Here is a 24,595-nt window from a genome sequence, read left to right as displayed (position 1 = left end):
CCGAAGTTACACTTCTACGCGCTCGCCGACATATGGGATGACCACATAGTTCGCCCGGATCAGGTAGGCGTCGTCGCCAGTTCCTCCGGCAACGTCACCGGGCGCTCACAGACGAAACCCCGGCAGACGTACGCCGCCGCCTCACCGTCCACCGGCGTCCGGCTGCTCAGCAGCGGGATGTCGTCGCGGGCCTCGTCGGCGACAACCACCACCGCGCCCGGTTTGCGCCGGGCGGCGGCCTCGAGGGCGTCGCGGTCGGGCCCCGGCGGTCCGACGACCGCGATCTCGAGCGGGCCGTCCGCCATCGTGGCGGCGGCCGCCAGGGACCAGCCCGCGAACCTCGGTGCCTTCGTCATCAGGGTGCTCGTGGCGGCCAGGGCCTCCTCCGCGGCCGTGCGGTAGCGGCCCTCTCCGGTGAGCGCGTGCGCGGTGACCAGCGCGTGGACCATCGCGCTGGTGCCGCTGGGGCTGGCGTTGTCGGAGGAGTCCCGGGGCCGGGTGACCAGTGCCTCCGCATCGTCAGCGGTGTCGTAGAAACCGCGGTCCTCGGCACGGAAGTGGGTCAGCGCGGTGTCGAGCAGCGCCGTCGCCCGGTCGAGCCACATGGCGTCGCCGGTCGCCTGGGTCAGCGCGAGGAAGCCAGCCGCGACGCAGCCGTAGTCCTCCAGCACTCCTGCATGCGGGCCGGCCACGCCGTCGCGGCTCACGCGGAGGAGGCGGGCGGAACGGTTCGTCGAGGTATGCAGCCGAACGCTCACATCCCCTGCGGAGCTCCGCACGGGATGTGCTCCTTCGCCTGCATACCTTGACGAAGGAACATGCACGCGCCACAGCAGCTCCGCCGCCGCGACCGCGGCGTCGACGTACCGCCGCTCCCCCAGCAGCAGCCCCGCATCGACCAGCCCGCTGATCGCCAGCCCGTTCCATGCCGCGACGACCTTGTCGTCGCGTGCCGGACGGACCCGCTCCGCACGCGCGGCCAGGAGCCGCGCCTTGACCGACTCGAGCCGCTCGAGATCGTCGGGCCGGTGGCGCAGCTGCAGGGTCGAGGCGCCCTCCTCGAACGTGCCCGCCTGCGTCACCTCGAAGACCTCCGCGGCCCAGGCGCCGTCCTCGGCGCCGAGGACCTCGACGAGCTCGGCCGGGGTCCAGACGTAGAACTTCCCCTCGACCCCCTCGCTGTCGGCGTCGAGCGCGGAGGCGAAGCCGCCCTCGGCGGTGCCGAGCTCGCGGATCATCCAGTCGGCGCTCTCCCGGGCGACCCGGTCGCCGAGCTCGGTGCCGAGCCGGGCGTAGAGCCCGATCAGCTGGGCGTTGTCGTAGAGCATCTTCTCGAAGTGCGGAACGACCCAGCCGCGGTCGACGGCATAGCGGGCGAAACCGCCTCCCACCTGGTCATACATCCCTCCGCCGGCCATCGCGGCCACGGTCCGCGCGAGCATCTGGGGGACCCGCGAATCCACGCCCGAGACCCGCCGCAGGAACTCCAGCACCATCGACGGCGGGAACTTCGGCGCACCCCCGAACCCGCCCGCCATCGGGTCGAACTCCCCCGCCAGCGTCTCGACCGCGGCGTCGACATCGACCTGCCAGTCGCCCGCGGACCCAGCGGCCCCGGAGATGTTGGCCAGGTGCTGACGTACGTTCTCCGCCACCGCCCCGATCTCCGAGCGCCGCTGCGTCCACGCCTCCGAGAGCGCCTGCAGCACCTGCGTGAACGCCGGCTGCCCATGGCGCGGCATGTCCGGGAAGTAGGTGCCCGCGAAGAACGGGTTGCCGTCGTGGTCGAGCACCACCGTCATCGGCCACCCGCCCGACCCGGTCATCGCCGTCGTCGCCGCCATGTAGACCGCGTCCACATCCGGCCGCTCCTCCCGGTCGACCTTGATGTTGACGAAGTGCTCGTTCATGTACGCCGCCGTCGTCTCGTCCTCGAACGACTCGTGGGCCATTACGTGGCACCAGTGGCAGGCGGCATAGCCGACGGACAGCAGGACAGGAATTTCCCGACGCCTCGCCTCCTCGAACGCCTCGGGCCCCCACTCCCACCAGTCCACGGGGTTTTCAGCGTGCTGGAGGAGGTAGGGCGATGTCGCGAGGGCGAGTCGATTGGCCACGACCCCAGCCTTGCACGCACGTGAACAAGTGATGCAAACCTGTCCCAGGACAGGAATTTGGGACAGAAATTGCACCCGGCGCCGCGGAGCGGCCATCCCGGCACCAGATCCGGGCCGCTCTCACGCAACGCGCAGGGCACCGCCGTCGCTACCCATGGGAACACGAGACATGGACTCGACGCCGCCCGCCAGGACCAACTGTTCCCAGCCGGCCCGGACCTTCTGGGCCGCCATGTTAACCGCTTCCAGCCCGGACGAGCAGAAGCGATTGATCTGCACCCCCGCGACCTGGTCCGGCAGCCCGGCAGCGATAGCGGCGGTCTTCGCCAGGTCTGCTCCCTGCTCTGAGACGGGGGACACCACGCCGAGGACCAGATCGTCAATGAGCTCCGGGTCGAGCTGCGGATTGCGCTCGAGCATCGTTTTGATCACATCGGCGATCAGGGCAATCGGTTTCACCGAGTGGAGCGCCCCTGAGGCGCGTCCGCGTCCACGGGGCGTCCTAATTGCGTCGTAGATGTATGCCTCTTCGGTCACGGCAGAACCACGTCTCTCATGGGCGGTCAGGATGGGGACGACGCTACGAGCGGTTGCTCTCGTGTTCGAGAATCTGTTCCAGAGTGCGACAACTCGCTCCTGCGGGTCGCGCCCTCCGGGTCACCACCGTCGAACACCTACCTAGCCAAGAATTTCGCGTCGAACGGCAGAGTGGCCAATCCAAGAGTTCACGTCTGCTGAGTCGAAGCGGACGAAGTCGGGCTGCCGAATTGGAGAGCCGCTGCGACCGCCTGGCCGGTGTCGATCTCGAGCGCGGCGAACAGGGTGGTGGCTGTCGCATGCCGTGACGGATACGCCGAGGTCAGTCAGCCGCGCCGGGACCACGAAACGCTTTACCCGTTAGAGCCACGGCCCAATAGCGGGCGCTCGCTCGAGTAAGTGGGGGCGTCCGGCGAGCCATGCGGTCACCTGGTCCAGGGGTGCGTCGGCGAGTTCGGCGGGAGGATCCGCCATACCCCGTTTGGTACGGATGTCCTCATACAGCGCGGCGTTGAAGCCGGACGGCAAGTCCGCGAAGGTGACGTCCAGACCCAAGTCGACGGTGTGCACGCACACTTCGCGTGCCCGCAACCATGGGATCTCTGTGCTCGGTACGGTCCGTCCCTGGGCGGTCACCACCTCGTGCTCCCACTGGACCGGGCTGAGCTGCGTCATCGCCTGCTCGAGGCTCTCTGCCGAGCGTTGCAGCCACTCACGCAGCGCCGCAGCGGTGAGCCCCGGCCCGCGGGCGATGCCCGCTGCACGCTCCTTGCTGGTGGCATACATCGGAGTGTGGATGCCGGTTGCAGCCCAGTGCACCAGGTTGCCGAGAGCGTCTGCGTTGGCAGCGACGTGCGCCACCAGATGCTTGCGCGTCCACCCGGGAAGCCCCGTGCTCTCGCCGAAGGCGCCCTCATCGAGGCCGACGACGGCGTCGAGGAAGACCTTGGTGCCCTCGACCATCCATCGACGGCCGTCGGCGAAGTCTCGGAGCATCCTCAGTCGACCTTGACGATGCGGTTGGTGCACACTCCCACTCCCCCGATCTCGGTGACCACGGTCTCGCCGCCGAGGAGGTAAACCTTCGGGTCGCGTGCGTGGCCGACCCCGGCCGGAGTTCCAGTGGCGATGAGGTCGCCAGGACGCAGGGTGATGATGGTCGAGACGTACTGCACCAGGAACACCGGGTCGAAGAGGAGGGTGCCGGTGTCATCGGACTGCATGACCTCGCCGTCGACGACGGTCTTGACCTGCAGGGCCGGACGCACTCCGCCCACTTCATCCGGCGTGACGACGTAGGGGCCGACCGGAGTCGAAGAGTCCCAGATCTTGCCTTGAGTCCACTCCACGGTGCGGAACTGCCAGTCCCGCACCGAGACGTCGTTCATCACGGTGAAGCCAGCGATCGAGTCGGCGGCCTGCTCCTCGGTAGCGCGACGGACCTCCCTGCCGATGACGACCACGAGCTCGACCTCCCAGTCGAGGGCGTCGGTCTCGGCCGGCTTGACGATGTCATCGTTGGCACCCACCAGCGTGTCGGCGAACTTGGGGAACAGGGTCGGGTAGGTCGGCAGCTCGCGACCCATCTCCTTGATGTGGTTCGTGTAGTTGTGACCGACGCACACGATCTTCGACGGGTTGGGCACCACGGGCGCAAAGTCCGCCGTCTCGACCGCGTACCGGGGACCGTTTGCCTCGCCGGCCGCGGTCTGCCAGTCGGGGCCAGACAGAAACGTGCCGAGGTCGGCGACGCCGAGGTCGACCAGTTCGCTGCCGTCGAGGCGCACAGCGCGGGTTGCGTCACCGACGCGGATGGTGGCGAGTTTCACGGTTAGGCATCCTTGCTGGTTCGGTTGAGGTGCAGGGCCTCGAAGATGGGGGCGTCGCTGAATCGGAACAGGTCGAGCGCGCCGGAGTCGGAGTCGGTCGCTCCGGCTTCGGACTTCGCCGAGAACGGCTCCCATGAGGGCACGACGAACAAGTCGCCCCGGGCGACGGACCATGACTTCTCGCCGACGGTCACGGTGCCAGAACCGTCGAAGACCTGGAACACCGATGACCCGGTCTCGCGTACAGGTGCAGTCTCGGCGCCTCGGGCCAATCTGTGGAACTCAGCGCGGATCGTGGGGAGCACGTCGCTGCCGTCGTGGGGGTTGGAGAACCGGACCGCCGCATGGCCGGGCTCGACGGTGCCGGCATATCCGGCAGCCTCGAGCTGCAGCTGATCGGTGAGCGCCGCGTCGGTGTGTTCCCACCTGTATGCGAGTAGCGGCGAGCCCTTCGAGGTGTGGCTGACCGCAAGTGGTCGAAGCCCGGGGTGACCCCAAAGCCGTTCAGCGCGGGAGTGCTCGGGCGTGATGCGTTCAGCGTCGCTGATCTCGTTGCGGCCGAACTGGAAGAACTGCGCCTCGGTCACGTACTGGAACGGGATGTCCAAGCCGTCGATCCAGGCCATCGGCGTCGCGGAGGCATTGTGGTGGGCATGCCAGTTCCACCCGGCCTGGGGCAGGAAGTCACCGCGACGCATGGGGATCGCGTCGCCATCAGGCGTGTCACCGCTGCCGCCGACGACGGTCCACACGCCGGAGCCCTCCACGACGAAGCGGAAGGCGTGCTGGGTGTGACGGTGTTCCGGGGCGTCTTCGCCGGGCATCAGGTACTGGATCGCGGCCCACAGGGTCGGGGTCGCGAACGGGCGGCCACCCAGGCTGGGGTTGGCCAGCGCGATGGCGCGGCGTTCCCCGCCACGACCAACCGGGACGATGTGCCCCGCTTCGTCGGCGAGGGCGACCAGCTTGTCCCACTTCCACACGTGAGGGACTGCCCGCGACCGCGGGTGCGCAGGCATGAGGTCGCCGATCTCGGTCCACAAGGGCACGAGCAGTTCCTGTTCGAAGCCGCGGTAGAGCTGTTCGAGAGCCGGTGTCACGTCCGGCTGGTCAGGAGCGTCTACGGCCTTCAGCCGGACGGGGGTATCGATGTTGCTCATGCCACCACAGTCTCTTGATAACCGGCTGTCGCATGCGACAGCGGAGCACATTCCGCGATGGAGAACAGACATGCAGTCATTGGGCGCCCAGCGTCGTGGATTCCGGGGCGCCCCGGTAGCCGGATAGCCGACAGGGGACTACTGCTCCAAAAACAGAATCTCGTCACGGCTGTAGCTGCGACCATGCTTTTCTTCCAAGTGAGCCGTCGTCCCCTCTTGCGTGTTGCCTTTGCGTGGTCTGATCCCGCTCAAGCGAAAAACTCGCGCACGAGTTCGTTGTATTCGTCAGCGCGCTCGATGTTCAGGAGGTGACCTGCCCCCTCAAGAACGAGCACCTTGGAATCCGGGATGCGGTACAGCACTTGGTGATAGCCGGGCTCTCGGAGCTGGTCGGCACCGCCTGCTATTGCGAGTGTCGGGAACGGAATGTTCTCGTACCGAATGGTGTCGGGCTGCCCGAACTGCGACCTTGCCGGGACGGCAGGCGACTTGAACCGAGCAGCGGCCACCGCCTCCCAGGCTCCCGGCTCCAAGCTCGCCGCCACGCGACGCGATACGTACTCATCGTCCTCGTACCACTTGGGATCGGCGAAGTTCGAGCTCAGGATCGCCCTCATCATCTCGGGCGTGCCGTCGTAGTTGAGGCTCTTGCGACGCTCCTCGTTGTCGGGCACGAAGCCTCCACCACTGGCGACAGCCATACGCCGGATCGGAAAGCGGCATCGGCCTGAGGCAGCCTCGCGCAGCAAGGTGGTGGCGCCCATCGACACGCCGGCGAAGTCGGCCTCATCGATCGCCAACGTCTCCAGGAATGCCGCCATGTGACGCACCATGCGGTCCGAGCCAGAGACGAAGTCGCGGATCTTGTCTGTCTTTCCAAAGCCCAGCCAGTCCGGGGCGATGACCCGGTGGTCCACTGCGAGCGCAGCGATGTTGAACTCCCAGGTGAACTCGGCTCGGCCCCCGAACTCTCCAGAGTGCAGCAGGACGACGGCAGGACCGTCCCCGGCGTCGAGGTAATGCGTCCTGATCCCGCCGACGTTCACGAAGCGGCTGTAGATGGGGATTGCGGGTGTGGTCACGGCTCATTCCTCTGCGGTCTTATGGAAGGGTCAGGACGGCCTTGCCGACGAGCTCGCCGGCGGCCATTGCTTCGAAGGCTTCACGGGCGGCAGACAGCGGTACCTCTCGATCGACGCGGGGACGAAGGCCGGTCGAGTCAAGCAATGTCAGCAGCGCGCCGAGTTCGGCCCGCGTCCCCATCGTCGAACCGATCACCTTCAGCTGGAGGAAGAAGATCCGGTTCAGGACAGCGGGAGGGTTGGGGCCCGTCGTGGCACCGGAGATGACGACGGTGCCGCCGGGTTTGAGCGAGCGCACCGAGTGCGCCCAGGTCGCCTCGCCGACCGTCTCGATCACGACGTCGACCGGCTCCGGCAGGCGTTCCCCGGTCAGGAAGGCCGCGTCAGCGCCGATGTCGAGCGCCGCCTTCAACTTGGATTCCGTCCGCGCCGTCACCCATACCCGGCACCCTGAGGAGCGTGCGAGTGCGATGGCCGCAGAGGCGACGCCGCCGGTAGCTCCTTGCACGAGCACCGTCTGACCGGGACGAACTTCACCCCGTGTGAACAGCATCCGGTAGGCGGTCAACCATGCCGTCGGCAGACACGCCGCTTCGACAAATGACAAGCTCTCGGGCTTGCGGACCAGATTGCGCCGCGGTGCCGCCACGTACTGCGCGAACGTGCCCTGGTGCCTTTCTGAGAAGATGGTCCGCTCCGGATCGAGAGTTTCATCCCCTGTCCAACCGGCGCTGCCGACCACGGAGTGGACGATCACAGGGTCGCCGGTCTCGACGTCGATACCCGCCGCATCGCAACCCAGCGTCATCGGCAACTGCTCAGACTTCAGCCCGACGCCTCGCAAGCTCCACAGGTCGTGGTGGTTGAGACCGGCTGCCTTCACTTCGACCACCGCCCAGCCTGCCGAAGGGACGGGCTCGGGTCGCTCGCCAACAACGAGCCCGTCGAGAGGATCATCGGGGTCGATGGACTTGGCGTAGACGGCTTGCACGAACAACCTCCTCTAGGCGCATGAGTACACCGACTGTAGGGGCGCCGCACGTCGCCTCGAGGGTGCCTCACACCGGTTCCACCTAGAGAAACCGACCTCCCGCATCAGCGCTTGCCGGGCCCGCCTCCCTACCGTGAGCGCCACGCCACCAGGACAAGGAGTGCTTATCCATGCCGAACCCGAGCGAGCAGCGAATCAAGGTCGCCTTCGAGGAGACTGAGGCTGGCCCCCAGATCGCCCTCGTCACCTTCGACCGACCCCCGGTCAACGCGATCGACGGCCCCACGAAGGATCAGATCATCAGCGTCGCTGGGGAGTTGGCCGACCGCCACGACCTCGGCGCGGTCGTGCTCCACGGGCCGAGGCATTTCGCCGCAGGCGACGACATCAAGGAGATGGCGACCTTCGACCGAGGCTTCGCAGTCCAGGGCCATGAGCGAATCTCCGAGGCCGTCTCCGCGATCGCCGCCATCCCTGTACCCGTAGTCGCCGCGGTGACCGGGTTCGCGCTCGGTGGTGGATGTGAACTCGCGCTCGCCGCCGATTTCCGCATCACTGCAATCGACGCCACCTGGGGACTGCCTGAGATCCACCTCGGCCTGATTCCCGGCGGCGGCGGCACACAGCGCCTGCCTCGGCTGGTCGGGACGGCGCGGGCGAAGAAGCTGATCTACCTCGGCGACACGATCACTGGGGCAGAAGCAGTCGAGTGGGGCCTCGCCGACGACGGCGTGCCAGCCGACGAGGTACTCGCGGCAGCGACCGCTCTCGCGACCGAACTGGCCAGCCGAGCGCCACTCGCCATGCGTGCCGCCAAGCAGGCCATCGACATTGGCGTCGAACGCGACCTGGCCGCCGGCCTCGTGCTCGAGGCCACACTCTTCGGATCGATCTTCTCGACTCAGGACGCCGGGGCCGGTCTCTCATCCTTCGTGGTAGATGGTCCACGAAAGGCCCGCTTCCATGGACGCTGACCGGTTCCGGGCTGCGGAATCGAGGCATGCCACCCGGACCATCGGGCGAGGCGTATGTAGCGTCAGATCAATAGTCTTCGAGTACAACGGAGGATCCGATGACGCCCCTTGAGCCACGCTCATTCCCTGATGTCGATGCACCGCGGTTCGCGATGTGCTCGTACTCGACACCGCACAACTCGATCTACGACGACGTCGAGCAGTCGGCGGAGGCCGGCGCTGCAGCCGTGGGCCTCTGGGAGGGCAAGTTCGTCGAGGGCGAGGACGAAAAGCTGCTGGAGCTCATGGAGGCCAAGGGCCTGGCAACCAGCACCGCAGTCCCGGAACGGCACTCGATCCTGGGGATCCCATTTGACCTCCCCGGGACGCCCAAGGACCCAGCCGACCGGACCGACCTGATCTGTCGCAGCGTGGAACGGCTTGCGAAGTTCAAGCCAGCCGTCATCGCGGTCGCCCCCGGCACCTCGGGAAGCGCGGAGACCCCCGCCGGTCCGGTCGAGGCGCTGGTTCCCAACCTCCGCAAGATCGCAGACGTCGCCGAGGCGAACGACGTGTTGATCGGATTCGAACTCCTCGCCCAGCGACGAGGCAACCCGGTCTACGAGTTACCCATGATCGTCGAGGTGATCGACCAGGTCGGCAGCCCCAATGTGGGCGTCATGTTTGACGTGTTCCACAGCTGGCCAGAGCCCGACCTCCTCGAGCGCATCCACACCTATGCGCCCTACATCAACAGCGTCCAGGTCTGCGACGCGAAGGTCGACGAGCGCAGCGGCTTCGACCGGGAGCTGCCGGGTCGAGGACGTGCGACTGCCGGACCAATCATCAAAGCGCTCCTCGACGCCGGGTACCGCAGCTACTGGGAGATGGAGGTCTTCTCCGACGACGGAAGCTACGGAAACGACTACCCCGACTCGTACTGGAAGATGCCTCACCTGGACTTCATCAAGGAGACCAAGCAGGAATTCGAGAAGCTGTACTTCACGGCCCTCGCAGAACTCCGCGCCGAAGGAAAGCTGAGCTGATGACGACCGACAGCGGCCTCTCCATGGCTCTCACCCCGGAGGACGGCCCCCCGGACACCAGTGGTTTCGATCCGAGCATCGAGTCGGCACTGCGACGCATCGCCGACCCCTGCAGCATCGCGACCGGCGTCCCGATCGACCTCGTCGACATGGGCCTGGTCCTCGAAGCAAGCCGATCCGGCAGCACCGCCAACGTCAAACTCCAGCTGACCAGCAACGTCTGCATCCAGATCGGGATCATCGAGGCAAAGATCTATGACGAGGTGGGTGCCGTCGATGGGATCGAGACGGTCGTGGTGGACATCGATCACCAGGCCGAATGGCTCCCATCGATGATGGCCGACCGGTCGCGTACGGCGCTGCGTGAGCGCCGCCCGTTCCCGCTGACCGTGCTCAACGGGTAGCGCCTGCGACCACCGAAGGCGTCCGTAGCGGCTGCCCAGCGTTCCGCTGGTCAGCCGCTTTCGCATTGCTGCTCATGCACGCGCAATGCCGAATGCTTGGCGTAATCCGGCACCGCCAGGGCACTTCGAATGATGAACACCGCGTCTAGGTCGTGGGCACTTGGGTGACCTTCCGGCGGCGCAGCATTGCCGCCGCCCAGGCGGGGACCGGCTTCTTCAGGGCCATGCGGGACGAATGATCCTGCTGCGGGACGATGTGCGGGGCCGGAGGAAGTGGGTTGGGTTGCCGGTCGTCATTGCGCAGTGGCCCTCCGCGACATCGCCCACTGGCACTGCCGTCTAACGGGTGTCGTTCCGACAGACGGAATCCGCGTCGTGATGCGCGTCACACAGAGAGCCGTGGCGAAAAATGGGACCCGAACGCCGATCGAGAGCCGCGCCTGGACGCCGAACGTATGCCCGACGCTCTCCGCGCAACAAGCCGAGGAGGTCATGCGATAGTCATGTGGGACGTTAACCGTACCCCGTGCAGCGCACAGTTGCTCGTGGGGCTGGCCGCGGATCACGGTGTGTCCATCGAGACATGCCTGTCTGGCATCAGGCTGACCGAAGAAGTGTTGCACGAGCCAAGCTCGGTCGTCTCTGCGAGGGACGAGCTGGCAGTAATCGACAACGTGGTGCGCGAGCTCGGTGATCCGCCGGGCCTCGGGCTCGAGGCCGGAGTCCGCTATCACCTGACCACCTTCGGGATATGGGGCTACGCCTTGATGAGCAGCCCTTCCTTGTGGGAGGCACTGCGGTTCAGCCTGCGATTCGTCGATCTGTCGTTCACGTTCTGCCAGTTCCAGATGCGCGAGCGCGACGGTGTCGCCAGCATCGTGCTCGACACCCAGGGCCTCCCGCTCGGCGTGCGACGCTTCGTCATCGAGCGGGAGACGGCCGCCCTCCACAGGATTCAGCGTGAGCTGCTTGGCACCGGCTCGGCCATCAACCGCATCCGTTTCAACTTCGGGTCAGAGGGTGCCCGCGAGCGATACACGGAGGTCTTCGGCGTCACTCCGGAGTTCGACGCAGACGAGAACGCGGTCTACTTCGATCACGAGATGCTGCATCGGCCGCTCCCGCAGGCGAACGAACACACGGCGGCGATCACTGAGGACCAATGCCGTCGGCTGCTCGCGATCCGCAACGCCTACTCCAGCATGGCCGGCCGGGTGCGTAGCCTACTTTTGGCGCAGCCCTCGCAGCCGCCCAGTCTGGAGCAGGTCGCGGCCGTCCTGAACGTGAGTGATCGGACCTTGCGCAGGCGACTCGCCGACGAGAGCACCACCTTCCGCTGCCTGCTGGACGAGTGTCGGGAGCAGCTCGCGGAAGAGCTGCTCGTCACCGCCGGGCTTACGGTGAGCGAGGTGGCCGCCCGGTTGGGCTATCTCGAGGTCTCTAGCTTCTCCCAGGCGTTCAGGCGGTGGAAGGGCATCGGGCCACGGGCATACCGCTCCCTCCACGCGATCCCGATGGTCGCTGCGGACCGGACACCCGCCGGCGCCCGATCCGCAGCGAGAGTTGTCGTCGGCCAGGCCGTGAGTTGAACCGACCGTAAGCCGGATCGCGCGCCGCCGACCCGGAACGGCCCGTCGCCAGGCCTCTAGGTGGCCAGACCCAGGACGTGTGCAGCATTGTCCTTGAGGATGAGGGGACGGACCTCGTCTCTGAGTTCCAGCTCTGCGAAGTCGGCGAGCCAGCGGTCCGGAGTGATCGCGGGAAAGTCCGACCCGAACAGGAACTTGTCCCGCAGCATTGTGTTTGCTGCCTGCACGATCTGCGGGGGGAAGTACTTCGGCCGCCAACCGGACAGGTCGATATACACGTTCGACTTGTGGGTGGCGATCGAGATCGCCTCGTCCTGCCACGGCACCGACGGGTGCGCCATCACAATGGTCAGGTCAGGGAAGTCCGCCGCCACGTCGTCGATGAGCATGGGTGCGGAGTAGCGCAGCTTGATGCCGTGTCCACCCGGCAGGCCCGCCCCGATCCCGGTCTGTCCGGTGTGGAACAGCACAGGCACGCCGGCTTCGGCGATGGCGTCGTAGAGCGGGTAGTGCCGTGGGTCATTCGGCTCGAAGGCCTGCATCGACGGGTGGAACTTGAAGCCCTTTGCCCCGCGGCGTGCGAGCTCGCGGATCCGGGCCACCGCGGCCTTTCCGGAGTGGGGATCTACTGATCCGAACGGGATGAGCACATCGTCGAACTCGGCTGTGGCGTCCAGGATCTCCTCGCTGGACAGAGCTGGATGACCCATGCCCGAGGTGGCGTCCACCGTGAACACCACGGCGGCGATGTTCCGCTCGCGGTAGTGCTCGGCGATGGTCGCAACCGTGGGAGCGGGATCCTGGTCGGCACGGAAGTACTGTGCGGAGGCATCCAGCAGCTCCTGATCGAGCGCGAAGCAGCCGTCACTGTCCTGGCCGACGTGCGTGTGCATGTCGATAGCGATGAGGGCGTCGAGATTCATGTGAGGTCCTTCTGTGCAGCAGATGGTCAGGGCAGTAACGGGCCGCGACGGGCCGTGCGTCAGTGGATGGAGGTCGCGTGACGGCTAGGTCGTCGCTCCAGGTCGCGCAAGGCCAGTGCAGCGGCGTTCGCGCCAGCTGCGCCATGGGCTCCCGGGCCGGGCGGCGTGGCCGCCGAGCACAGGAACATCCCTGGCACTCCGACCCGGTAGGGGGAGAGGGTGATACGAGGGCCGAACACCAGTTGGCGGATGTCCTTCGCACCGGTGACGATGTCTCCGCCCACGTAGTTCGCGTTGTAGGACTCCATCTGCGTGGTCGACCGGACGGCCGTACCGATGATGCGGTCCCGGAACCCTGGTGCGAACCGCTCGATCTGCGCGATGATCGCCTCGCTGGCGTCGCCGGTGTAGCCGTGCGGCACGTGGGCGTAGCTCCACACCGGGTGCACGTCGCCGACCGAACGCCCGGGGTCGGCCAGGTACTGCTGGCCCACCAGGACAAACGGCCGCTCGGGCATCCGGCCGGCGTGGATCTCCCGCTCGGCCGCCGCGACCTCCGCATACGTGCCACCGAGGTGCACCGTGCCGGCACGTGCGGCGGCGGGGTTGGTCCAGGGGACTCCGCCCTGCACCGCGAAGTCGACCTTGAACGCACCGGGCCCGTGTCGGTAGCGACGATAGGCCCGGGCGACGTGTCGGGGCAGCCGATCTCCAAGGATATCGGCCACGGCGCCGGGGGCGAGGTCGAAGATCGTGATGTCGGTCGTCGGGAGGTCGCTGGCGGCGCGTACGGGCACCCCGGTCTCGATCTTTCCACCAAGGTCGACCAGTAGTGCGGCCAACGCAGTGGTGATGGCGCCGGAGCCTCCGGCTGCCACCGGCCAGCCGTGCCGGTGGCCCGCCGTGAGAATGCCCAGACCGATGGCCGAGGTCATTGGAAGGTGCAGCGGCCGGAAGGCGTGCGCCGCCACGCCTCCGAAGAGGCTCCTGGCCTCCTCGGTGCGGAACAGCCTGGCGAGTACGGACGCCGGCAGCAACGTGGGCACACCGAAGCGGGCCAGGGTCAGTGGGTGGTCAGGAATCCGCAGCAGCGGGCCCATGATGTCCTCGGCGAGCGCGTCGAACCGCGTTGAGGTGCGCTCGAACAACCGGCGCCACGTCAGCCCGTCCGGGCCAAGACCGGCCGCCGTCCGGCCCACCGACCGGTGCAGCACCCCGGCCCCACCGCCGTCGAGCGGATGCACGCAATCGATCTCCGGCCAGGCCCACGACAGTCCGTAGCGGTCGAGCCCCAGCTCGCCCAGGAAGGCGGATCCGACCGCCATCGGGTGGAAGGCCGAGCAGTGGTCGTGCAGGAGGCCGGGCACGATCGCCTCGCTCGAGCGAGCTCCACCTCCGACCTCATCTGCCGCCTCCAGTACGGTGGTCTCTACCCCCGCCCGGGCCAGGGCCACAGCGGCGGCGAGCCCGTTGGGCCCGCCGCCAACCACGGTTGCGGTGGTCACGGCGCTGTCGCCCCTGACTCCCGGCCGACGTCGACAGGCTCGCGGGTCCAGGTCACCTGGGTGGGGATGGGGCCGTTCGGTAGCCAAGGCTGCTCGGCGGCCGCGTCCGCGACCCGGTAGGTGCCACGCTCGACCACCCCGAGAGCGGGGTCGATCAGCTTGTACTCCTGAACGCTACGGTGCGCTGGCTGCGACTCGACCCAAGCGATCAGCACCTCGCCGGGCTTGAAGCCGACCTGGCTCTGCATCGCGGCGATGAGATTGTCGGCGTGCAGGTGGCCGTCACCGAAGTTGAAGCCTACCAACGAGTTGCAGACGAACTCACCCTCGCGCAGCGACCGCCGATCGATGTCCGGCAGATGACGTCGCAGGATCGACACCAGTCCGCGCCCCTGGGTGTGCATGCACCGGAAGGCGATACCTTGCTGAAGGGAGACCTCGGCCCACTCCGGCTCGACCCCGATCGCCTGGTACTGGTCGATCTGGTTGCCCACAGGACGTTGGACCGCGTACAGCTTCTCCTCCGCGCCGGGGGCAAAGGCCCACATCCCGGCTGCCCAGTTGCCGCTGTACTGGCGCATCGCGGGCAGGAACGACACCAGATCAGGGCGGAAGTTGCCGAGCACCGGGAAGAACAGAAGCGCGGCGGCGATGAGCACCGCCAGCCAGGGCGGAGACATATCCGTGACCCCGTAGCCGTCGCTGGCCGGGAACCCGCCGAACAGGAAGATCGTGGCAAAGGCGAACAGTACGTTCCACTCCAGCGGAACCGCCAGCGGGAACAGGGACGTGATGAACAGGTGGAAGATCACCATCACTGCGATCGCAGCCAAGGTCACCCAATGGTTGGTCGAGAACAGCAGCACCAAGGGAGTGATGATCTCGACGGCGGTGCCGCCGCCGTGCGCCAGCAGGCTGCCGACACGGGACGGCCCGAGGTCACGCGGGTAGTCACGGTAATGCGCCCGCTTGAGCCTCTTGGACCCCACGAACGGACCATTGCTGACCATTGGCGGGACCACGTGGGCGAAGTGCTTTCCAAACTTGGAGAAGCCCGCACCCAACCAGACCGTGATGATGAGAAGCTTCAGCGCGATAATCATGTCGACGAACGGGAGCAGACCGAAGAACAGCATCGCCGGAAGGTACTGCTCACCTCGAGCGCCGAGGAAGATGATCTTGTCGCGCAGACCGATCAGCGCCAGCAACACAGCCGGGACCAGCACCACCTCGGGGCGGACGAGGCCGGCATTCGCGCCGGGCAGTGCATTGGCCAGCTCGGAGTTGACCACGCCTGGAAGCGCGAGGGCGGTCACGAGGCTCAGCAGGAGGGCGGCGTACATCCCCACGTCGAACCACGTGCGCCGGTCTCCGGCGGTGAAGGGCAACCGCCAAGGCCGCAACCGGATCGTCCCTGGTCGAAGCCAGAAGCGGATGCCACCGGTCATCGGCTTGGCCTTACCGGCCAACGGTCCCCAGGATCCCGCGACATTGATGGACTCGAGCAGGACCGTCCAGAGCACGGCCTTCTGATAGACGATCGGCTCGTTCCACCATGTGGAGACCGCCCACGGCGTGAGACCGGAAGTCAGTGTGGCCACCAGCACGCCGCCGACAGCGTAGAAGAACAGCAGCTTTGTCAGATACATGGCGTACACGATCTTGGGGGCGCCGAAGCCGTTCTCGACCCAGAAGACGGTGAGGAGCTTCATGCGCTCCATCAGAGGCTGGGCCAGGAACTGCTTGGGGTTGATTGGCGGGTAGTTGGGCGTGGTGAATCCCATGAGACTCTCCTGGGCTAGGTGCATCTGATCTGGAACGGGACGGTGGCAGCGGTGCCGCCACCGGTGGTCGGGCGGCTCAACGGGTTGGCTCGGAGAGCCCCTGCCTCAGAGCTGGCTTGTCGATCTTGCCGATCGGGTTCTTAGGAAGCGCCTGCACGAGGTGCAGAGCCGTGGGCACCTTGATCTTGGTGAGCTCCACCCGGCAAAGCGCGATCAGCTCGTCCACGGTCACCGTGGCGTCCGGGTAGGTCACGACGTAGGCAACGGGGACCTCGCCGAGGAACGGTTCCGGTGCTCCTACGACGGCTGCCTCGAGAACCTCGGGGTGCCTTGTGAGCACCGACTCGATCTCCTTCGGGTACAGGTTCTCGCCGCCGCGGATGATCATGTCCTTGATTCGGTCGACGATGGTGAGGTAGCCGTCATCGTCGATCACACCCACATCGCCGGTGTGCAACCAGCCGTGCACGATCGTCTCCTCGGTCGCCTCGGGCCGCCCGAGGTAGCCACGCATCACGTTGGCCCCGCGGATGACGACCTCGCCGCGCACACCTGTTCCGAGGAGTTCGCCCTCGGGTGACATCACTCCGACCTCCTGCCCGGGCAGTGCCCGGCCCACGGTGCGGGGCTTGCCCGATCCGTCCGCCGGGTTGAAGGTCGAGGCGCAGGTGCCCTCGGTCAGGCCGTATCCCTCGACGATGGGAAAGCCAAAGCGTTGGTGGATCCGCTTCAGGAGCTCCGGGGCGACGGGGGAGGATCCGCAGGCTGCGAAGCGCACCGACGTGGTGTCCACGGGCAGGTCCTCGGGCTGCTCGGCGAGCCGGGCGTAGATGGTGGGCACGGCTGAGAAATAGGTCGGTCGGTGCCGGGTGATGGCGTCGAGGAAGGTGGTCGGAGCGAACCGCTCCAGCACCGTGACACGCCCACCGACGAAGAGAGGCATCAGACAGCTGACGACCAGCGCATTGACGTGAAACAGGGGAAGCACGAGCAGAGAGTGGTCTTCGCGTCCGACTCCCATCGCGTCGACGAGCGAGGTGATCATCGCGACCAGGTTGGCGTGGTCGAGCATCACTCCCTTGGGGCGCCCGGTCGAGCCGCTCGTGTAGATCAGGAGCGCCAAAGCGTCAGGTGCCACCGATGGGTCAGATGGCGTCGCGTGGGTGTGACTCAACTCGTCTGCGGTGATCACGGGGATCCCGTACTCGGCGTCAGCCGCGACGGTGAGCAGCAACGTCGCCCCCGAGTCCTTGATCTGGTACCCAGCCTCGTTCGGGGTGAAGACCGGGTTGATCGGCGTGGCTGTGGCGCCGAGACGCCACGCGGCGAACAGACCGATCAGCAGTTCCAGGCGGTTGGGCAGCATGATGGCCACGACGTCGCCGCGGCCGATCCCGGCCTCCGCGAACTGTTCTGCGACAGCAGCAGATCGACGGCTGACCTCGGCGTAGGTCAACTCTCGTTCCTCATCTCGGAGGCAGATCCGCTCCTCATCGGCGGCCGACTTCGTCCAGGGCAGATAGTCGATGTCCATCGGTGCACCTCTCGTGCTCGTAGTACCGTCACCTGCAGCGGTGACGTGGGGTGGTCCCGCAGCCGTCGAGCCAGGTCAAGACGGAGACGAAGCCGCGTACGACCGTGAGACGAACGTAATGAGGCGGCACTTTGAACTACAGGTGCTGGAAGGCCGAGGAGTTACTTGTTCCGGCCACTTGAGGTGAGGCACGCCACATGACGCGCGAAGTAGCGGCGCGGCAAGTCCCCCCGGGGTGGTGTACGACGGTGATCCGTCGTTGATGTTGATGTTTCAGGCGCTGAACTGTGCAGCATCACCTTTACTCCGTCCCAGGCATGGATGGGACAGATCGACATCAGGTTCGCGGTGAAGGGGCCGGCACCGCTGCCATGACGCACCGGGCAGCGCGGCCCCGATCGTGTCGACCAGTCCGGCGTGGGCGTCAGAGGTCACCGTCGCGACCCCGGACAGGCCGCGGACCACAGGTCCTTGAAGATGGTATTCCATCCGCCACCGAGCTCCGCGGTGCTGGGTGGCGACGCCGAGGACCTCGCGGGACCGTCAGTGTTGACGCTGGTGGCGACCATGGCCGCGATCTGATGAGCCGCCCGCCTTCGCGGACCTTCATCGTCAGTGCCTCGGCGGCCACGAACGTGTGCGGACCTTGATCAAGGCCTTGATCGAGGGCCGGTTCGCGAAAGTCGCGGACCAGCTCGTCGAGATCCCCGGCCACAGACCGAGTCGGCACGCGCAGACAACAACGTGTTGATGAAGCCTGCATCAGCTCACGCAGCAGGTCCGGGCTGGCCCGGGCCAGGTGCACGTGCAGGAACTCGGGTTGGGTCGATACGGGGACCAGCTGTCATCAGTGTTGCCTCTCTTCGAGTGGGTTGTAGGCGATTCCTCGAAGAATCACGCGGTGACCGCGCCCACGTCTTCGAACAGGGCATCGACACCACGACGTACACCACGCTGCTGGACACAACTGCCGGCCGCGCACCCGAGCCCGTCTTCGCGACACCTGGGACACGCGCTCACACCATCAGAGTCTTCCCAACGACAAAGTCGGTATGAAGGCAGGCCACAAAAGCCGCGAGAGGCGGTCCACCAGGATTGCTGGTGAACCACCTCTGTCGTTTTTCGGCTGAGTTTCCACAGTCTCCGCGGCGACGCGGGGACCTTCACGCAGCCGTGATCCGCACCGGGATCGAAGTCCACCCACGGAGACTGTTGTTCACGTACGGGGTCGACGGACCCACGCGCTCGATCGACTTGACGCGACGGGCCAAGGTACTGAGCAAGGCATCCGCCTCGAGCCGTGCGATCGGGGCGCCCACGCATGCGTGGATGCCGCGACCCAGAGAAAGGTGACCGCTCGCGTCGCGAGTGATGTCGAAGTCAGCGGCCGTCGGTCCCCAACGCTCGGGGTCGTGGTTCGCCGCGCCCATCACGAGCATGATCTTCTGCTCCTCGCGGACCGGCACGCCTTCGATCTCGAGGTCTCGAGAAGGGGTCCGCCAGATCTGGCGGACCGGCGACCCCCATCGCAGGCCCTCCTCGAAGGCGAACTTGCCGAGGGAGGGGTCAGCATGGAGCTTGGCGTACTGGTCGGGGTTGTCGACCAACAGGTTGACCGCCATACCCAGCGCGTAGATCGTCGTGTCGACGCCAGCCCCGACGAGCGAACGCGTCATCAGGCCGGCCTCGTCCGCGGTCAGCAGTCCCTGGTCGACAGCCTCCCACAGCATCGCACCGAAACTGCCCGGGGAGACGTTCTCACGCTTCGTACTCTCGGTGACCCAGGCGAGCGCGCCTTGGATGTTCTCGACGCTCTCGAGCACCTGCTTGGCCCGAGGCGTCTTCGGACCCATCGACTCGAACAGCCAGACGCTGTACCGGAGGAGGTTTTCACGACCGTACGGCCGCGCACCCATGATCGCATCCGGAATCACGCGTAGCGGGTAGGCCTCAGCGAGGTCCGTGTGAGCGTCGAACTCCTGCAGGTCGAGGAGCTTGTCGACGAGCTCGTCTGCCTGCTTCTGGAACTCCTGGCGGAGCACCCGGAGGTGCCGGGGCGAGATGACGTCGGTCATCACCTTGCGGACACGGTCGTGGTAGGGCGGGTCGGTCTCCTGGAGAACTCCCGGAGTACGGAAGGGCTCATCCCGGGCAAGGTCGAGGATGCCGCCTCCCCGGCTGTTGAGGAAGTCGGCAGAGTTCTCGAAGATGGCTCGCATCACCGCATCGCGCCCGACTCCGACGATGTCGTGGCCCTCGCTCTGCTGGAGCTTGACGACCGGCCCGGTCTCTCGGAGCCGGGTGAAGAAATCCTGGGGATCGGCGAGTACGTCCTCAGCGAAGGGATCGATGTCCAGTTCGGGGATGGTCGACATGACCGGGTTCCTTTCGACATGGTGGTGTTCGCCACTATCACTCGGGACGAGGTAGTCCCGGCCCTCAGACCGCGTGACATTCCTCTGCGTGGAACGGCCGAAGTCGAGGAGTCGCGCGCTTTGGCATGGTCCTCGCCCGGCATGGGTGCATTTAGTTGTCAGGAGTCGAGTTTCGCGAGGAACGTGAGAAGTAGGTCGTTGACGTCGTCGGGCCGTTCCTGCGCGATCCAGTGACCGACGCCTTCGAGGACTCGCACGTCCCATAGGTTCGGTACGCGGTGGACCTGAGAGTCGATGACTCCATTGTCTTTGAACAGTGCCCACGCGACGTCGACGGTCCCGATGATGAAGGCGGCCGGCACCTGCACGTGACCAGGCGCCCACGGAGCCGCGGTGTGCCAGTTGTTGTCGATATTGCGATACCAGTTGAGAGCGCCCCGGAATCCTGTGCGCTTGAAGGTCTCGACGTAGGTGTCGATCTCTTCTTGGCCCATCCACGCGGGCGCAGCCTTGGGAGGCTGGAACAGGTCGCTGAAGTGCTGACCTTCCGGGACTATCAGCGCGGGTGGTGCACCTAGCTCGGAGCTGCCGCTGAGCCGGTCGAAGATGCCCGGGATGAAGGTGTCGACCTTGCTGGCGAGGTCGGCTTCTTCGACGCCCAGTTCCTGGAAGAGTCTCTGATAGAAGCGAGGCGGGGACGACGCCACGGGAGGCTGTGCACCTCGAGGCTTGTGGGGGATGCTGAGGACGACGACGCCTCGGACCCTCTCGGGAACGAAGGTTGCCATCGCCCAGTCGACGTTGGCGCCCATGTCATGACCGACCAGAACTGCGGTCTCCTCGCCCAGGTGGTCCATGAGTCCTGTGATGTCGCCGGCGATGTGGAACTGCGAGTAGAGCGCCGGATCGTCTGGCGCATCAGTGTCACCGTAACCGCGCATGTCCGGGGCGACCGCTCGGTAGCCCGCCTCAGCCACTGCCTTCATCTGGTGTCGCCACGAGATCGCCAAGTCAGGAAAACCGTGCATGAAGATGACGAGTGGCCCCTCCCCCTGGGACAGGAAACTCAGATTGATCCCGTTGACGTGGGCGCTCAGCCGTTCCGCCGGCGCGCTGATGCTCTGCCCCATCAGTACACGACCTCCGCAATGCTCGTCTGCGAGTAGGGAGCGGCGACGTCACCCAGCGCCGTTCGCCGCTGGTCGATATCGTCACCCTTGATGCCGTCCAGGCGGGCCTCGAGGTCGAACCCGTGCATCGCCGCGTAGTTCTCGGCCAAGATCTTCTTCTTGGCTTCACGGTCAAGCTGGGGCACGCCCCAGCCGGTCATACGCTCCTCACTGAACTCGAAGCGCGCGAACTTCTCCAGGTGCGGGCGCGGGTGCGTGACCATGCACCCCGTGCCCCACAGGATCCGGTCGTAGGACTTCCGAGTCCGGGCCGCGAAGGTGGCCAGTGCCTGCTCAAAGGACCGTGGCTTGGTGGTGAGCATGGTGGCGGTGCTCTCGAGGTTGAGCCAGACGTTGTTGAAGCGGGCAAGCTGCCAAGCGGACTCGTCGAGGAACCCCATGCCGCCGTGAACGACCTCGAACTGGAGATCTGGGAACGCCATCGCTGCCCGGTCGATGTCGTCCACGGCGTAGTAGGACAGTTCGACGGGACCGAGGGGCAGCGCCTTGTGGATCGCAACGACCTTGATCCCGAGGTTCTGTGCCTTCTCGAACAGCGGGAACGCAACCTCCGGGTCGTCCATCTTCCATCCGAGCATCTCGTTGCCGACCCAGCTGTTGGGATACAGCTTCAGCCCGCTGGGCCTTTCAAGGCGCTCGTACTGCTCCTCGAGCTCATCCAGGGCCTTCTGGCCCTGCATCGGGTCTACGCCGGCGTAGACGAAGAACCGCTGCGGCCAGCGCTTCAGAACCTCGAGCGCCTTGTCGACGCCGCAGATGCCGTCGTGGAATGCTCCGATCGGCAGGACATGGTAGGCCGCCAGGTCGGCGTGGCTCTCCAGGAACGACATGGCGACGACGTCTTCCATCGGCCAGTCACGCTCGTACTTGTCGACGGGCATGCTGTAGCCCGGACCAAGCGCTTCATGGTTTGCTCGCGAGAGCATTCGGGTGATGAAGGGCGCGTGCGAAGTCTTCTCGTTCTCCGGCGACAGGTTGTACGGGTGGACGATCGCGTCCACAACAGGCATGCCATCAATCATGCGTTCAAAACTATGCGCCGGAGATGAGGCCGCCGAGGCGAGAGCAATGGATTCCTCACACCGAAATCGTGCGCTGTGTCAACTACCCGCTGATCTCGAGCAAGCGCGTCGTGACCTGACCCGCGTCGGACAAGAACGGCGAGTGATCGGTATCCATCGTGCGTACGATGGCGAACCGGATCGAGGCTGTTGAAGCCGCCGGAGCTCGATCGGCAGCGCATGGTCCTGAAGGGTCTCGATGTGGACGCGCCACACTCCCCCACCGCCTGGTAGCGGGAGGCGGCGAGAGACGTCTCGAACTCCGCGACGGGGCGATGCCGAGAACATTCTTCCCATTCGGCGGCACGAATGCGGCGACATAGACCAGCGACTCGATGAGGTACGTCTGCCTTGGGGCGGCGACGCCGCCGGCAGGCCATCGAACGCGATTTCCTCAGGAGGCAACACATAGTGTCCGCTCGGCCTCGCGGAAGACGTCAGACGAAGGCTGCTCCGCCGTTAACCATGAGGGTCTGCCCAGTGATGAACGCCGACAGCGGGTCGGCGAAGAATGCGACAGCCCCTGCGATGTCATCGGGAACACCGGAGCGTTTCACGCCTTGCTTGGCGATCGTGGCCTCGAGGAACTGCGGGGTCAGGCTGGCGGTCGACATCGGGGTGGTGATGACACCAGGGCTGACAGCGTTCACGGTGATGCCATCGCTCCCTAGTTCCGAGGACAGAGCCCGCGTCATACCGATGACGCCCATCTTGGACGCCCGGTAGGCAACAAAGCCGGTCATCGTGTTGACCACCGAGCCGGAGGCGATGTTGATGATGCGCCCGAACCCGTTGCGGCGCATCAGCGGAAGAAAGCCCTTGATCAGGAGGAACGGGGCTTCGAGATTGACCCGGAGAACATGCTGCCATCGGTCGAGCTCGAGCTCGTCGAAGCTGATCGCGTCGTCGACGCCAGCGTTGTTGACCAGGATGTCCAAACGGCCGTGCGCATCGGTTACCTCTGCGACCAGCTCAGCGACCCGGCGCTCGTCTGTGATGTCGATGGTGTGTGCCGACAAGTCCTTGCCGACGGAACCTACCCGTGATTCTGTTTCGTCTTGGGAAGATCGGTCAACGCCGATCACGGTGGCGCCAACTGCTGCGAGTCGCACCGCGATGCCCTGCCCAAGCCCCTGGGCACTTCCCGTGACGAGCGCAACGCGGCCCGAAAGGGGTAGCGAGGATCGGGCTTCCTGCGGCATTCGGTCTCCTTCGTTGGACTCTGTTCGAGCAACGGTAGAAGTGGAGTCATCGAGAGAACTGCGCGGAGCGGTGAATTTCGTCGAGAAGAATCGGCGTCACCGGTAGTAGTGCGTTGGCGGTAGATGCTCATCGCCGGCTTGCGTCTCCGCTGCGACGGCGAGCGCTACCATTCGCACGCTCGCCGTGCCTCGCAGCCACTCCCCCGGGTCGCGTCCGGGTCGGACCTCGCGTTCCGCAACCCGGAATTCTGCGGGAGGCGGCTCCGCTTCGCGCGAGTCGGGGCGAGGCTAGTCGGAACGTTTCTTGTTCAAAGGAGTGACACGATGTCGGAGGTCGCCGTCATGTTGACCGACACCACCAGCCTGGCCGAGGACACCCTCGTCCTCGAAGTCGCGGACCGGGAAGCCCTCGCACCCGACATCGTGTCGCTCACTCTGCGCTCGCCGCAGGGAGAGGAACTGCCGGCGTGGACCCCGGGTTCGCACATTGACCTGATTCTCGGCAACGGGTTGACCCGGCAGTACAGCCTGTGCGGCGGTCTCGACGACCGCAAGACGTGGAAGGTCGGCATCCTCCGCGATGCCGACAGCCGTGGCGGCTCTAGCTACGTCCACGACGAACTGCAGGTCGGCGACATGATCGGTGTCGCGGGTCCGCGCAATCACTTCCCTCTCGAGCCTTCGTCGCGCTACGTGTTCGTGGCTGGCGGGATCGGTGTCACACCTCTGATCCCGATGTTGGAAGCGGCACAGCGCGCGGCTGCGGATTGGACTCTCATCTACTGTGCCCGTAGTCGCGAAGCGATGGGCTATCTGCCTGAACTGCAGAAGCGCTTCGGAGACCATCTCATCGTGAATGCTGACGACGAGTCGGGGCTCTTCGACCTGCCGGGGTACTTCGCGGAGGTTCAGCCCGACACGATGGTCTACGCGTGCGGGCCGACGCCCTTCCTCGACGCGACGACCGCTGCTACCGCGGGGTGGCCCGCTGGGACGGTTCACTTCGAGCGGTTTTCCCCGCTCGAATTCGATGATGCGGTCAATGTCGACTTCGAGGTGGAGTTGGCCCACTCTGGCAAGATCCTCCCGGTCCCTGCTGACCGCTCCATTCTCTCGGTTCTGCGCGAGGAAGGGGTTCGGGTCCTGTCGTCGTGTACAGAGGGAACGTGCGGCACATGCGAGGTTGCTGTTCTCGGCGGACAGATCGATCACCGTGATGCGGTGCTGAGCCCCGAAGAGCAGGAGACCGGCGAGATGATGATGGTGTGTGTCTCCCGCTGTCTAGGCGGACGCCTGACTCTCGACCTGTAGAT

20 protein-coding genes and 1 pseudogene are annotated in these 24,595 nt (G+C 66.0%); 5 read left to right on the top strand and 16 right to left on the bottom strand.

Going from position 1 to position 24,595, the window contains the following annotated elements; translation table 11 throughout:
- Positions 1-59: 59 nt before the first annotated feature.
- The 7 genes and pseudogenes from ACIA03_RS11200 to ACIA03_RS11170 all read right to left on the bottom strand — a co-directional run bounded on the left by ACIA03_RS11200 (position 60) and on the right by ACIA03_RS11170 (position 7,716).
- Positions 60-2,117 carry a thioredoxin domain-containing protein gene (locus tag ACIA03_RS11200; protein WP_396982261.1) on the bottom strand — a complete coding sequence of 686 codons (2,058 nt, stop codon included), beginning with the start codon at positions 2,115-2,117 and terminating at the stop codon, positions 60-62.
- Positions 2,118-2,252: 135 nt separating this feature from the next.
- Positions 2,253-2,654: pseudogene (locus ACIA03_RS11195) on the bottom strand (beta-ketoacyl synthase N-terminal-like domain-containing protein); the annotation flags it as partial.
- Positions 2,655-3,014: 360 nt separating this feature from the next.
- A complete protein-coding gene (locus tag ACIA03_RS11190; RefSeq protein ID WP_396982259.1) occupies positions 3,015-3,650 on the bottom strand; it encodes a maleylpyruvate isomerase N-terminal domain-containing protein in 636 nt (211 codons plus the stop codon).
- 2 nt (positions 3,651-3,652) lie between these two features.
- Positions 3,653-4,483 carry a fumarylacetoacetate hydrolase family protein gene (locus ACIA03_RS11185; RefSeq protein WP_396982257.1) on the bottom strand — a complete coding sequence of 277 codons (831 nt, stop codon included), beginning with the start codon at positions 4,481-4,483 and terminating at the stop codon, positions 3,653-3,655.
- 2 nt (positions 4,484-4,485) lie between these two features.
- On the bottom strand, positions 4,486-5,643 hold the full coding sequence (locus ACIA03_RS11180) for a cupin domain-containing protein (RefSeq protein ID WP_396982255.1): 1,158 nt from the start codon (positions 5,641-5,643) through the stop codon (positions 4,486-4,488).
- 248 nt (positions 5,644-5,891) lie between these two features.
- Positions 5,892-6,725 carry an alpha/beta fold hydrolase gene (locus tag ACIA03_RS11175; RefSeq protein WP_396982253.1) on the bottom strand — a complete coding sequence of 278 codons (834 nt, stop codon included), beginning with the start codon at positions 6,723-6,725 and terminating at the stop codon, positions 5,892-5,894.
- Between the two features lie 19 nt (positions 6,726-6,744).
- Positions 6,745-7,716 carry a zinc-binding dehydrogenase gene (locus ACIA03_RS11170; protein ID WP_396982251.1) on the bottom strand — a complete coding sequence of 324 codons (972 nt, stop codon included), beginning with the start codon at positions 7,714-7,716 and terminating at the stop codon, positions 6,745-6,747.
- Positions 7,717-7,886: 170 nt separating this feature from the next.
- Here ACIA03_RS11170 and ACIA03_RS11165 point away from each other — a divergent pair, with 170 nt between their 5' ends.
- The 4 genes from ACIA03_RS11165 to ACIA03_RS11150 all read left to right on the top strand — a co-directional run bounded on the left by ACIA03_RS11165 (position 7,887) and on the right by ACIA03_RS11150 (position 11,708).
- The gene (locus ACIA03_RS11165) at positions 7,887-8,690 is read left to right on the top strand and encodes an enoyl-CoA hydratase/isomerase family protein (protein ID WP_396982249.1); all 804 of its coding nucleotides are present in this window, start codon (positions 7,887-7,889) and stop codon (positions 8,688-8,690) included.
- A 98-nt stretch (positions 8,691-8,788) separates the two neighbouring features.
- Complete coding sequence (locus ACIA03_RS11160) at positions 8,789-9,715, top strand: sugar phosphate isomerase/epimerase family protein (protein ID WP_396982247.1); 927 nt, start codon at positions 8,789-8,791, stop codon at positions 9,713-9,715.
- Entirely contained in the window at positions 9,715-10,119 is a 405-nt protein-coding gene (locus tag ACIA03_RS11155) for an iron-sulfur cluster assembly protein (protein WP_396982244.1), read from the top strand. Before ACIA03_RS11160 ends, ACIA03_RS11155 begins: the two co-directional genes overlap by 1 nt.
- Before the next feature lie 455 nt (positions 10,120-10,574).
- Entirely contained in the window at positions 10,575-11,708 is a 1,134-nt protein-coding gene (locus ACIA03_RS11150; protein ID WP_396982242.1) for an AraC family transcriptional regulator, read from the top strand.
- A 56-nt stretch (positions 11,709-11,764) separates the two neighbouring features.
- On the opposite strand, the gene ACIA03_RS11145 is transcribed toward ACIA03_RS11150, so the two are convergent.
- The 9 genes from ACIA03_RS11145 to ACIA03_RS11105 all read right to left on the bottom strand — a co-directional run bounded on the left by ACIA03_RS11145 (position 11,765) and on the right by ACIA03_RS11105 (position 23,282).
- Entirely contained in the window at positions 11,765-12,631 is an 867-nt protein-coding gene (locus ACIA03_RS11145) for an amidohydrolase family protein (protein WP_396982240.1), read from the bottom strand.
- Between the two features lie 59 nt (positions 12,632-12,690).
- Positions 12,691-14,136: a phytoene desaturase family protein gene (locus tag ACIA03_RS11140; RefSeq protein ID WP_396982238.1), complete on the bottom strand. Its 1,446-nt coding sequence runs from the start codon at positions 14,134-14,136 to the stop codon at positions 12,691-12,693.
- Positions 14,133-15,920 (bottom strand): DUF3556 domain-containing protein, encoded by a 1,788-nt coding sequence (locus ACIA03_RS11135; protein ID WP_396982236.1) that lies wholly within the window; start codon positions 15,918-15,920, stop codon positions 14,133-14,135. The genes ACIA03_RS11140 and ACIA03_RS11135 overlap by 4 nt, the downstream gene beginning before the upstream one ends.
- 76 nt (positions 15,921-15,996) lie before the next feature.
- Complete coding sequence (locus ACIA03_RS11130; protein ID WP_396982234.1) at positions 15,997-17,454, bottom strand: class I adenylate-forming enzyme family protein; 1,458 nt, start codon at positions 17,452-17,454, stop codon at positions 15,997-15,999.
- A gap of 273 nt (positions 17,455-17,727) precedes the next feature.
- Positions 17,728-17,943 carry a transposase gene (locus tag ACIA03_RS11125; RefSeq protein ID WP_396982232.1) on the bottom strand — a complete coding sequence of 72 codons (216 nt, stop codon included), beginning with the start codon at positions 17,941-17,943 and terminating at the stop codon, positions 17,728-17,730.
- A 674-nt stretch (positions 17,944-18,617) separates the two neighbouring features.
- Positions 18,618-19,829, bottom strand: a complete 1,212-nt coding sequence (locus ACIA03_RS11120) for a cytochrome P450 (RefSeq protein WP_396982230.1) — start codon at positions 19,827-19,829, stop codon at positions 18,618-18,620.
- Between the two features lie 158 nt (positions 19,830-19,987).
- Positions 19,988-20,959 (bottom strand): alpha/beta hydrolase, encoded by a 972-nt coding sequence (locus ACIA03_RS11115; protein WP_396982228.1) that lies wholly within the window; start codon positions 20,957-20,959, stop codon positions 19,988-19,990.
- Positions 20,959-22,029 (bottom strand): amidohydrolase family protein, encoded by a 1,071-nt coding sequence (locus tag ACIA03_RS11110; protein WP_396982226.1) that lies wholly within the window; start codon positions 22,027-22,029, stop codon positions 20,959-20,961. Before ACIA03_RS11110 ends, ACIA03_RS11115 begins: the two co-directional genes overlap by 1 nt.
- A gap of 488 nt (positions 22,030-22,517) precedes the next feature.
- On the bottom strand, positions 22,518-23,282 hold the full coding sequence (locus tag ACIA03_RS11105) for an SDR family NAD(P)-dependent oxidoreductase (protein ID WP_396982223.1): 765 nt from the start codon (positions 23,280-23,282) through the stop codon (positions 22,518-22,520).
- A gap of 324 nt (positions 23,283-23,606) precedes the next feature.
- On the opposite strand from ACIA03_RS11105, the gene ACIA03_RS11100 reads away from it, so the two are divergent.
- Positions 23,607-24,593 carry a PDR/VanB family oxidoreductase gene (locus ACIA03_RS11100; RefSeq protein ID WP_396982221.1) on the top strand — a complete coding sequence of 329 codons (987 nt, stop codon included), beginning with the start codon at positions 23,607-23,609 and terminating at the stop codon, positions 24,591-24,593.
- The last annotated feature ends 2 nt before the right edge of the window (positions 24,594-24,595 follow it).

The organism is Nocardioides sp. NPDC051685 (assembly GCF_044453405.1).
GTDB lineage: Bacteria > Actinomycetota > Actinomycetes > Propionibacteriales > Nocardioidaceae > Nocardioides.
This window is presented reverse-complemented; position numbering and strand designations above follow the sequence as displayed.

Coding starts and splice junctions, on each gene's coding strand:
- ACIA03_RS11190 (WP_396982259.1), bottom strand. CDS start 3,650: ATGCTCCGAGACTTCGCCGACGGCCGTCGATGGATGGTCGAGGGCACC.
- ACIA03_RS11180 (WP_396982255.1), bottom strand. CDS start 5,643: ATGAGCAACATCGATACCCCCGTCCGGCTGAAGGCCGTAGACGCTCCT.
- ACIA03_RS11165 (WP_396982249.1), top strand. CDS start 7,887: ATGCCGAACCCGAGCGAGCAGCGAATCAAGGTCGCCTTCGAGGAGACT.
- ACIA03_RS11160 (WP_396982247.1), top strand. CDS start 8,789: ATGACGCCCCTTGAGCCACGCTCATTCCCTGATGTCGATGCACCGCGG.
- ACIA03_RS11155 (WP_396982244.1), top strand. CDS start 9,715: ATGACGACCGACAGCGGCCTCTCCATGGCTCTCACCCCGGAGGACGGC.
- ACIA03_RS11150 (WP_396982242.1), top strand. CDS start 10,575: ATGCCCGACGCTCTCCGCGCAACAAGCCGAGGAGGTCATGCGATAGTC.
- ACIA03_RS11145 (WP_396982240.1), bottom strand. CDS start 12,631: ATGAATCTCGACGCCCTCATCGCTATCGACATGCACACGCACGTCGGC.
- ACIA03_RS11135 (WP_396982236.1), bottom strand. CDS start 15,920: ATGGGATTCACCACGCCCAACTACCCGCCAATCAACCCCAAGCAGTTC.
- ACIA03_RS11130 (WP_396982234.1), bottom strand. CDS start 17,454: ATGGACATCGACTATCTGCCCTGGACGAAGTCGGCCGCCGATGAGGAG.
- ACIA03_RS11125 (WP_396982232.1), bottom strand. CDS start 17,943: ATGGAATACCATCTTCAAGGACCTGTGGTCCGCGGCCTGTCCGGGGTC.
- ACIA03_RS11120 (WP_396982230.1), bottom strand. CDS start 19,829: ATGTCGACCATCCCCGAACTGGACATCGATCCCTTCGCTGAGGACGTA.
- ACIA03_RS11115 (WP_396982228.1), bottom strand. CDS start 20,959: ATGGGGCAGAGCATCAGCGCGCCGGCGGAACGGCTGAGCGCCCACGTC.
- ACIA03_RS11110 (WP_396982226.1), bottom strand. CDS start 22,029: ATGCCTGTTGTGGACGCGATCGTCCACCCGTACAACCTGTCGCCGGAG.
- ACIA03_RS11105 (WP_396982223.1), bottom strand. CDS start 23,282: ATGCCGCAGGAAGCCCGATCCTCGCTACCCCTTTCGGGCCGCGTTGCG.
- ACIA03_RS11100 (WP_396982221.1), top strand. CDS start 23,607: ATGTCGGAGGTCGCCGTCATGTTGACCGACACCACCAGCCTGGCCGAG.